The 8,249-nt window shown below is 49.7% G+C and carries 12 protein-coding genes and 1 pseudogene; 3 read left to right on the forward strand and 10 right to left on the reverse strand.

What is annotated here, in order from left to right; genetic code table 11:
• Positions 1-61: 61 nt before the first annotated feature.
• Positions 62-277: pseudogene (locus CRENPOLYSF2_RS19110) on the forward strand (ISKra4-like element ISTvi1 family transposase); the annotation flags it as partial.
• Between the two features lie 46 nt (positions 278-323).
• Here CRENPOLYSF2_RS19110 and CRENPOLYSF2_RS02055 read toward each other — a convergent pair.
• Positions 324-701 carry a DsrE family protein gene (locus CRENPOLYSF2_RS02055; RefSeq protein ID WP_087142305.1) on the reverse strand — a complete coding sequence of 126 codons (378 nt, stop codon included), beginning with the start codon at positions 699-701 and terminating at the stop codon, positions 324-326.
• 109 nt (positions 702-810) lie between these two features.
• Between CRENPOLYSF2_RS02055 and CRENPOLYSF2_RS02060 the strand changes: the two genes are divergently transcribed.
• On the forward strand, positions 811-1,383 hold the full coding sequence (locus tag CRENPOLYSF2_RS02060; protein ID WP_087142306.1) for a TetR/AcrR family transcriptional regulator: 573 nt from the start codon (positions 811-813) through the stop codon (positions 1,381-1,383).
• A gap of 121 nt (positions 1,384-1,504) precedes the next feature.
• Here the strand turns inward: CRENPOLYSF2_RS02060 and CRENPOLYSF2_RS02065 are convergent, their stop codons facing one another.
• On the reverse strand, positions 1,505-1,975 hold the full coding sequence (locus CRENPOLYSF2_RS02065) for a YybH family protein (RefSeq protein ID WP_087142307.1): 471 nt from the start codon (positions 1,973-1,975) through the stop codon (positions 1,505-1,507).
• 31 nt (positions 1,976-2,006) lie between these two features.
• A complete protein-coding gene (locus CRENPOLYSF2_RS02070) occupies positions 2,007-2,417 on the reverse strand; it encodes an MAPEG family protein (protein WP_087142308.1) in 411 nt (136 codons plus the stop codon).
• 129 nt (positions 2,418-2,546) lie between these two features.
• Between CRENPOLYSF2_RS02070 and CRENPOLYSF2_RS02075 the strand changes: the two genes are divergently transcribed.
• Entirely contained in the window at positions 2,547-2,897 is a 351-nt protein-coding gene (locus CRENPOLYSF2_RS02075; protein ID WP_087142309.1) for a winged helix-turn-helix transcriptional regulator, read from the forward strand.
• A gap of 24 nt (positions 2,898-2,921) precedes the next feature.
• Here CRENPOLYSF2_RS02075 and CRENPOLYSF2_RS02080 read toward each other — a convergent pair whose 3' ends face one another.
• The 7 genes from CRENPOLYSF2_RS02080 to CRENPOLYSF2_RS02110 form a co-directional block, all read right to left on the reverse strand.
• Entirely contained in the window at positions 2,922-3,749 is an 828-nt protein-coding gene (locus CRENPOLYSF2_RS02080; protein ID WP_245807859.1) for a TIGR03747 family integrating conjugative element membrane protein, read from the reverse strand.
• Positions 3,700-5,244, reverse strand: a complete 1,545-nt coding sequence (gene traD / locus CRENPOLYSF2_RS02085) for a type IV conjugative transfer system coupling protein TraD (protein ID WP_473206027.1) — start codon at positions 5,242-5,244, stop codon at positions 3,700-3,702. Before traD ends, CRENPOLYSF2_RS02080 begins: the two co-directional genes overlap by 50 nt.
• Before the next feature lie 206 nt (positions 5,245-5,450).
• Positions 5,451-6,005 carry a P-loop NTPase family protein gene (locus tag CRENPOLYSF2_RS02090; protein ID WP_087142310.1) on the reverse strand — a complete coding sequence of 185 codons (555 nt, stop codon included), beginning with the start codon at positions 6,003-6,005 and terminating at the stop codon, positions 5,451-5,453.
• Positions 6,002-6,544, reverse strand: coding sequence for an integrating conjugative element protein (locus tag CRENPOLYSF2_RS02095; RefSeq protein WP_087142311.1), 543 nt, complete (start codon positions 6,542-6,544; stop codon positions 6,002-6,004). The genes CRENPOLYSF2_RS02090 and CRENPOLYSF2_RS02095 overlap by 4 nt, the downstream gene beginning before the upstream one ends.
• Entirely contained in the window at positions 6,541-7,089 is a 549-nt protein-coding gene (locus CRENPOLYSF2_RS02100) for a transglycosylase SLT domain-containing protein (protein WP_087142312.1), read from the reverse strand. Before CRENPOLYSF2_RS02100 ends, CRENPOLYSF2_RS02095 begins: the two co-directional genes overlap by 4 nt.
• Positions 7,090-7,095: 6 nt before the next feature.
• Positions 7,096-7,659 carry a hypothetical protein gene (locus tag CRENPOLYSF2_RS02105; RefSeq protein ID WP_087142313.1) on the reverse strand — a complete coding sequence of 188 codons (564 nt, stop codon included), beginning with the start codon at positions 7,657-7,659 and terminating at the stop codon, positions 7,096-7,098.
• A complete protein-coding gene (locus tag CRENPOLYSF2_RS02110; RefSeq protein ID WP_087142314.1) occupies positions 7,647-8,174 on the reverse strand; it encodes a TIGR03759 family integrating conjugative element protein in 528 nt (175 codons plus the stop codon). The genes CRENPOLYSF2_RS02105 and CRENPOLYSF2_RS02110 overlap by 13 nt, the downstream gene beginning before the upstream one ends.
• Positions 8,175-8,249 lie beyond the last annotated feature (75 nt).

An 8,249-nucleotide genomic window follows, 5' to 3' on the forward strand; every position in this document is an offset into this window, starting at 1 on the left:
GGATGCTCGGATAAAATTGAAAAAGCTTTATCCGACACTTAAAGAGTGACTAAGTACTAGCCAACTGGATTACAAAGGCGCGATAGAAAAAGGCCTACCCATTGGTTCAGGCGAGATCGAAAGTGCGCACCGTTATGTCATTCAGCAACGGTTAAAATTACCGGGGGCTTGGTGGAAAGCGGCCAATATTGAGCCAATGTTAGCACTACGTGTTGTAAGAGCTAATGGTGATTGGGAAGACTATTGGCGTAATTTGCCAATCGCAGCAGCTGCATGAGATTCCCCGCACTTTTAATCACACCCGCCACGGGGATGACTTTTGGTCAGAACGTTAAAATAGTGGTGCCGAATTTCAACAGTTTGCTAAAACTTGCAAGACCCGACGTGCCTGGGACGGAGTTTTCTTTGATAAACTCAAAGCCACAGGCCTTGGCATCCTCAGCTGCGCCAAACACATCGGCACAACCACAAGAGACACCGGCAATATTGTCTTTGACCAGTTCATACAGCCCATTCAGTGGGTGGTCTGTTTGGGTAATAAGGCTCGCCCAGCGCGTACCTGCACCTTGAAAAGTGACGGATACCTCACCACCGGATTGTTTAATATCATAAGCGGCCGCCAGACCATTAAAGGCACGGCCTAAAGCTTCTTCACCGCCGTTTTTCGGATCTGAAAAGATAAAGATTGCTGTTTTGTTCATCGTAACTACTCCCAGTGAGGCCATTAAAATTAATATACCGGTCGTTCGGTATAGTGACAATTTAACGAACGATCGGTATAATGTCAAGCTTATTTTTAGGGGAATAAAAATGGCACTGCAAACAATTACCCAAGACGCGCTGGTGGAATCACTTTTTGAAATCATCCGCTGCCACGGTTATGAAGGCACAACAATTGCGCTGTTATCGGACATCACAGGGCTTAAGAAATCCAGCCTTTATCACCGTTTTCCGGCAGGGAAGGATGATATGGTCAAGGCTGTAGTGCAGTATGTCAGCGCACAATTACAGCAATTTATCATCGCGCCACTACTGGAACATCAAGTCCCTCCAGAAGAGCGCTTTAGCACGATGCTGGTCACGGCCCGAGGGTTTTATAGTGCCGGCAATAAAAATTGCCTTTTAAATGTACTGAGCCTTGGGGAAGCGAAAGATGACATCAAAACCTTACTCCAACAAGATTATACAGCTTGGTCTGCGGCACTCAGTGCATTGGCGCAAGAGTCCGGTTTGACACCACCGGAAGCTGCTGCAAGGGCGGAGCATTTTTTGATTGCGGTGCAGGGGGCTTTAGTGGTGCAACGGTTGACCGATAATCCGCTGACATTTGACAACTGTATGGCCTATCAGCAAAAACAATTTTTCAGGCAAAGTGACGATTAGCGACAGAGCCATAAACAGGTCGGCGTTATTTGTAACTTCTACTCGATCACGCTGCATCTTAACCTGTCTTGTTGGCAACCGCATAAAGCACATTGGCCTGCATGCTTGCACTTGGGTATTGTTACAGCGACTTCCCGAACACCGCCGCTTGATACCGCTCCAACAATTGTGGATCTTCAATAGACCCATGATGGTGAACTTGCTGCCAAAGATCGTCAATTTTCCGGTAGATGCGGCTGGTACGGATAGCCAATGTAATCTCTTTATCGCCTAACCGAAAATAACCACGTTCCCTGCCGACGGCGTAAAACATCGCGGCTGTTTCGTGCAAAGTGTAATCAAAATATTCGACATAGACTTTTGCTTGCCCCTTGAAGATGCGTTCATAAACCAGCTGTATTTCCGCCCAGCCACGCTTGATGCCGCCCAAGGGATTGTCCATCGCAATCTCATCTGATTGTGCCCAGTTTTTTGACATCATGTCCATGTCACCCGTATTAAAAGCACAATAAAACTGGGCTAGCGCTTGATAGGGTGTGGCTAAATCGCCCGTATGTTCTTGGCCGGTAATGGCGGTTGGTATTGGTTGCATAGTGATCCTTTTGAAAAAATTGTTTTAATAATTAAATAGCGCCCACAATACTCAGCCCCAGCGTCATCTGACATAAAAAGCCGATAAAAAATGCGACCGTCCGAAAAAAAGGCACACCAAACGTATACAACAACACATGGCTGATTCGCGCAAAGAAATACAACATACACGCGCTGGCAGTGAGGGTAGTAGAATTACCTATCATCTGTAATGTTAAAACTAAAGGTGCAAAAATCACCAGATTTTCCACGGCATTGGCGTGGGCACGCATTAAACGTTCTGCCCACTGCGCTTTGGGTTTCAGATCCGGTTGTGGGTTCATCAAAGCGGGCCAAGGACTGTCTTCAATGAGCCGATTGACAATATAGGGTATCCACATCAGTGCAGTCATGATAATAGTTAGCGTGAGCCAATAGAGTTCTGTGGGTAAGGGTGTGTGCATGTCGGTGACCTCGAAAATTCACAAGTTAAGGTAATAAGCCAAGACCACTCTAACAGCCCAGGATTCAATTGAAAAGTACGCACAAATACCGTATATAGTGTCTTATTTGATACTATTGGAATTAAGGCGATGCGCAAACAACGTCACCCAGGCTATACCCATTGCCCTGTTGAGGCAGCCTTGGATTTGATTGGCGGCAAATGGAAATCCATTCTCCTGTTTCGTGTGCTGGAGGAAACGCGGCGTTTTAATGAATTACGCCGGCTAATGCCGGGATTAACGCAACGCATGCTGACTAACCAACTGCGCGAATTGGAACGAGATGGTTTAATTAGCCGTAAGGTCTATGCCGAAGTGCCGCCCAAGGTGGAATACTCCATGACAGAATTTGGCAAAACACTGGAACCTGTTTTGTTAAGCTTAAAACAGTGGGCAGAGGTTCAAATGTTGCCGAGGATGGCCTCTTGTGAAACAACATGACCCGATGCCGAAGCCATAAAAACCCTATAAATACTTCTTAAACGTAGCCGTCATCACCCGCACCACCACAGCCAGCACCACCGCAAACGGCAAGACAATCACATTAGGGTGAATACTGACCGGCATGGCCAGATACACCACCCAAGGCAGCGTTAAAGATGGCAAAATACATTTTTTGGCCCAGTGGTAAACAAAGGCACTTTCCCGGCCACCACTCCAGCGCCGGATATCCCGTTGCACCAGGCCATCAATCATGCCGACTAACACCAGCAACACAAACGCCGGTGCCGACAAGATCAACACCGCCAGGCGCACGGCAAACACGGAGGTTATGGTCATGGCGGCCAGGATATAATCCGCGCTCACATGATAGGCATATTTTATCCAGTTGTGTAATTGCGGGTGTTGCTGAGGCGCTGGACTGGCCAACCAGTGAAGCCCGCGTTCAATGCCGGTTTTCTGGAACAGGTAATAATAGAAATTGGCCGAGCAACGCAGGGCAAACTCAATCGGCTCCGTCACCAAGGCACTGCGCTTAAAATCACTGTTCAAATAAGACAACTCTTGTTCCAACATCGCCGCACTGTGGCTTGAGCCCTGGGCTTGCCAGCAAAAAGCCATGCCCAGCCATTCAATCAGCACCGCCAACAGTAAAGTGGCCAGTGCAAACACACAAAACTGCACCAGTGTTGTCAGGCTTCGGCTGATCAGGCCTTGCTCTACGGCTTGCTGGGCAGAACGGTTTGAGTTTGAATTCGGTGCCGGCATTGACAGTCTGGGTGGTTTGGCTGACAGGTGGCCTTTAGGTACTAAAATGACGGCTGTAGCGGCGTTGCATATCCTGGGCAACATCGGACATACTCTTGGGGATCAAGGGATCATCGCTGGCATCGGATAACGGCAGCCGTAATTTCCATAAATGCCCACCTTCTAATAAGGCAAACGCTTGGCCTTTGGGCAACGCCATAATCGTGGCCGGTGATATCAATGGCACTTCTGTGCTGCTGAGACGGTCTTCATTGCTGGAGGAAAAGTCCACACTTGAAAACGGATCTGAGGAGTCATTGACACTGGATACTTCCATCAAGGTACTGACTTCACAAGTGTCAATTTGCGAGGTGAGCATTTCAGCAGTCGCCAGTTCTTTGACCCGCAGCATAATCAGCGTATTGAAGTTACCGGCCACCTGCCCGGCTTTGGCCTTGTTGCCTAAGCGGGCTTCGACATCCGACCAGGTTTGCGTATACGCCGTCACCTGAAAACCGGCTCCTCCGGCTTTGTTAAGGAGTGGAATAAATTCCGCGCCGATCAGCTCGTTGAACTCATCGGCATGTAACGATACGGTGGGCAGCGTTTGGCTTTTGATATCATTGGGTAAACCATGATCGGTGCCGTGTTTGTAAATATCACCGGCTACTGATACCAAATCAGCAAACATGGAATTGCCCACCGCCGAGGCCACCGCCATATCGGACAAGGCATCCAGGCCGACATAGACGATGCCCTTGCGGCGGATAACCTGCCGCCAATCAATAATCGGTCGTAGGTCGGTGGCATCGGCATAATTGGGTGAGATCAATTGCGCCGTTTTGCCGGAAATGAGTTTTTCCATCAGTGGCAACAACGAGGCGACAATCTTATCGAAATAGGTCTTGTTGTATTCAAACGCCGAACGCAGGCCATCGGCCACCGCATCATAAAAGCCCTGCTCTTTCACATAACGCACCAAGGCAATCACCTCATGGCTGCGACCTTTAAGGGCTGAAGGCAGGTCTTTTTCATGGATGCCGGCAGCGATCTTTTGTACGGCTTGTTCCCAGCCAACGGGTGCCACTTCCGGTAACCAGTGCCGATAATATTCCAACAGCAACGGTTCAATATGCGTTATGTAACGGGTGATTTGCTGGTAATCTGGCCTCCGCCCCATTTTGACCAGCGCCATGGCGATCATATTGGTAAAGCGCCAGGCAAATTCACGGAATGCCGCTGAGTTGCCTTCACTGGGCAAGGCATTGGTGACACGGGTGGCGACTTCGGTAATGCGGGAGAAATTGCCGATGGAATTGTAGTGACAGGAGATGTCTGGATAACCCAAATGGAACACGTAGGTTTCATTATCGCGCCCTGCCCGCTTAGCTTCAGCCAGCACCCGTTTCATCAGGTCGGCATCGCCTTTGGGGTCAAAAACTATCACCACATCGCCACGGCGGATGTCCTGGGTGATCAACAGTTCAGCAAACCGGGTCTTCCCCACACGGGTGGTTCCCAAAACCAAGGTATGGCCGACCCGTTCGCGCAAATCCATCCACACCGGTTGTTCGGTCCGACATTCCGCACCCCTATTCATAATTTTATGATTAAATTTAATTTAATAATTTCAGTATGTTATAAATTTGTCGAATTTTTGGCGTATTTTCAAAGTCATTTATATCAGCTTATATTTAACAAAAAACAAACGAGAGATGAATTTTTCTTGTTTTAATTCGAAAGTCTAAAATCCAAAAAAATACTAAAATTCATTAAATATCAATATGTTATTTAAATGCTGAATTTTTATTTAGGGGTGCGGAATGTCGGTTCGGTCATGCCCACCGCATGGATTTGCGGCTTACCGCCCACCGGCGGCAACGGCTTGAACGGATTGCACCAGATATTCAGCCTAAACAAGCAAAATAAAGGTTTGAAGGCGCTGTTTTTTTCATGGCGGCTTTCAAGCTGCCGCGCCCAACGGTATAAAATCCCTTGCTGCAAATAATGCCGGACTTTCGGGCGCTGGGTGTCGCGTAACCGCTGCGTGTGCTGCTGTGTCCACAAAAAACCCATCCCCAAAAACAAACGGGTGGCGCTCACCGGAGTTTTGGCCACCGATAGCCGGTAGTCCGGCAATTGCCTCAAGCTGCGCTGATAGCGCAGGATACGCCAGCCTTCGCGGATTCGTACCACGGCCAGCACCGATAACACCAGCGCCGTGGCAGTGCCCACCGACGGTGTCATCATCAACGCCCAGGGCGCAACACCTGCAACAAATGCTGCACCTGCGGCTGAAAACGCCGTGAAAAATTCCACCGGCGGGCGTAACAGCGCTTCCATCGGGTAGGCTTTGCTCATTGCTCGATCCTGGCCGATGAAATCAGCACCGGATAATGGTTTAAGCCAAACTGTTGGGCGAGTTCAGAACCCGACAAGGCAACCAATTCCAATGGGGAAGCTTGTTGTTTGAGTTGCGCCAACTGGGCAACGGTCTCCACATTCACCACCCAGCCCAACGCATGCAGCGTGTCCAATCGCTCACGGTGGCGCTGTATCCACTGTAACGACAACGCATCCGCACCGATGATAAACACCGGCCGCTCCAGGTAAGGGATCGACAGGTTTTTTGGTACTACGTTGCCTGGGGTCAGTTCCGGTGTTGTCACCGGCAAGCTGTGCGCTAAAACCTGTAAACGTTCAGCATTGAGGCTTGCCGCTGTGGTCGAGGCTTGAAAAGCATTTTGGACAGGTGGTTTAACGGCGGGTAGATAAGCAGTCAATGGCTGGGTTTTGCCACTGTCGAAAATCACCACCAGCTTAGCCAAACCTTGATGGGCATACATCATGGCCAGTGCCATGACAAATGCGATCTTGATATTGCAGGCTCCCGATTTCATGAACGCTGCCTAAGCCGTGCCAGCCGTTTAAAGACATTATTCGCATAATGGATGGCACGCTGTTTTTGGCCGCTGAGCTGGCCAGGCGAATGATAGCACCCCACTGCCTGGAACCAGTCATGGGTTTTATCGTATTCGTGCCGTAAAATCCGTGCGCCTACGTGCAGATTAAAATACGGATCCAACGCTTGCCACGGGTTGCCCAGCTTGTCACGGTGGTAATGCCAGTTCACCTGCATCAGGCCGATGTCGATAATGGTTTTGCCCTGCCCCAGAAAACCGGTCAATGCACGGTAACAGGCCTTTCGGGTTGGGTAAAAATACGATTTGCCTTCGACATTGAGTGTCCACGGCCACGGCCTGTAATCTTTATTAGCCAATCTTTTACCGCTTTCATTCAGGGCTATGCCGTAAAAATAGTGTTCCGGCACCTGGGAGCTACGCGCCACCCATTGGTAGCCTGAGGGCACGAAAGCATAAAGATTGGTGCTGTACCACACCATGATAAGCATTAGCACCGATTTAACACTCGATAGGCGATTCATTACGCGTTACTCCGTTTTGGCTACAATGCGCTGGGCGCAGGCGATAATGTCCGGCAAGGCTGCCATCAGTTCACTGACCACCCATTCACGGGCCTGTTGCTCCGCAGTAAAATGCGCGACCTGACTGAACATGCCCACCGAGGAACTCGGGCACAGTTGCCAGGCTTTTGACAGCCCAACCAAGGCGAACAGATCACGCGTGGTACAGTCAAAGGTACGTTCTAATGCGGTAAACACCTGTTTTTGGCAATCCTCCAAACGTTTGCCGACCCGCAAATAGTGCATGAGCAACTGGCTCAGGCAAAAATCCCACACCACATACTGGTTGACCCTGCGTTCCAGGATATGTCCCCAGGGGAATTCATAGCCGATGGCGCATTTATATTGCGCTAAGGGCGGTTGTTGCAGATGGACGTTGTGCATGATGGGACTCCTCAAGGTGTATTCGGTCAAGATAGCATCCGGTACGGCCAGTGCCCGGCTGCACTGTTGCAAAAAACGTTGGCATGATAATTGGTCTATGCGCGGCAGCCCTACCGCAAGATGCCTGCCGTCGTTTATATCGCCCATTGTTGCAACTGGTTACCGCGCAGCACATACACCACAGGGACATCAGCGACGATTTTCTGGCTGACCTGGTAGTAGGTGCCCTTGTCATGGTTCAGCGTCACCGTTTTTTGCGCCAACCGCTGTGAGTCTAGCTTGTGCTGTTTGGCCCATGCCACCATGCGCGGCTCATCCTGCTGTTCTTTCGTATCAGTGAAATAAATGTCCACCTGCACGCGTTTACCGGCACTGCGTGCCAGCACCTGTTGCACCACCGTATTACAGGTAATGCAATCTTGCAGTTTTACAAACACCAATAGGCGGTCACCATCGACTAAACTGGCTTGGCCGTTATGTGGGCTGTTTGAGGACATCAGTTTGGCATCAAACAACGGTGCCTGGCCGTACAGTTCCTTGGAGGCCTCAAGATAAGCACGTTGAAAAGCCAGGGTGCGTTCGACATCTTCGTGCATCAGCTTTGCCCAGCGTTTGACATATTGTTTACGCTCCTGGGCGGTTTCGGCATGGATGCCCAACACTTCTAAAGGTGACGGGTGTGATTAAAAGTGCGGGGATTCTGTAGAATACCGTTATTTGTTTTGACAAAACCTATG

Origin of the sequence: Crenothrix polyspora (assembly GCF_900163755.1) — a bacterium.
GTDB classification, from domain to species: Bacteria; Pseudomonadota; Gammaproteobacteria; order Methylococcales; family Methylomonadaceae; genus Crenothrix; species Crenothrix polyspora.

Excerpts from the sequence above, each read along its gene's own strand:
- CRENPOLYSF2_RS02055 (WP_087142305.1), bottom strand. The coding sequence starts at position 701 with ATGAACAAAACAGCAATCTTTATCTTTTCAGATCCGAAAAACGGCGGT.
- CRENPOLYSF2_RS02060 (WP_087142306.1), top strand. The coding sequence starts at position 811 with ATGGCACTGCAAACAATTACCCAAGACGCGCTGGTGGAATCACTTTTT.
- CRENPOLYSF2_RS02065 (WP_087142307.1), bottom strand. The coding sequence starts at position 1,975 with ATGCAACCAATACCAACCGCCATTACCGGCCAAGAACATACGGGCGAT.
- CRENPOLYSF2_RS02070 (WP_087142308.1), bottom strand. The coding sequence starts at position 2,417 with ATGCACACACCCTTACCCACAGAACTCTATTGGCTCACGCTAACTATT.
- CRENPOLYSF2_RS02075 (WP_087142309.1), top strand. The coding sequence starts at position 2,547 with ATGCGCAAACAACGTCACCCAGGCTATACCCATTGCCCTGTTGAGGCA.
- CRENPOLYSF2_RS02080 (WP_245807859.1), bottom strand. The coding sequence starts at position 3,749 with ATGTTGCCCAGGATATGCAACGCCGCTACAGCCGTCATTTTAGTACCT.
- traD (WP_473206027.1), bottom strand. The coding sequence starts at position 5,244 with ATGAATAGGGGTGCGGAATGTCGGACCGAACAACCGGTGTGGATGGAT.
- CRENPOLYSF2_RS02090 (WP_087142310.1), bottom strand. The coding sequence starts at position 6,005 with ATGAGCAAAGCCTACCCGATGGAAGCGCTGTTACGCCCGCCGGTGGAA.
- CRENPOLYSF2_RS02095 (WP_087142311.1), bottom strand. The coding sequence starts at position 6,544 with ATGAAATCGGGAGCCTGCAATATCAAGATCGCATTTGTCATGGCACTG.
- CRENPOLYSF2_RS02100 (WP_087142312.1), bottom strand. The coding sequence starts at position 7,089 with ATGAATCGCCTATCGAGTGTTAAATCGGTGCTAATGCTTATCATGGTG.
- CRENPOLYSF2_RS02105 (WP_087142313.1), bottom strand. The coding sequence starts at position 7,659 with ATGGGCGATATAAACGACGGCAGGCATCTTGCGGTAGGGCTGCCGCGC.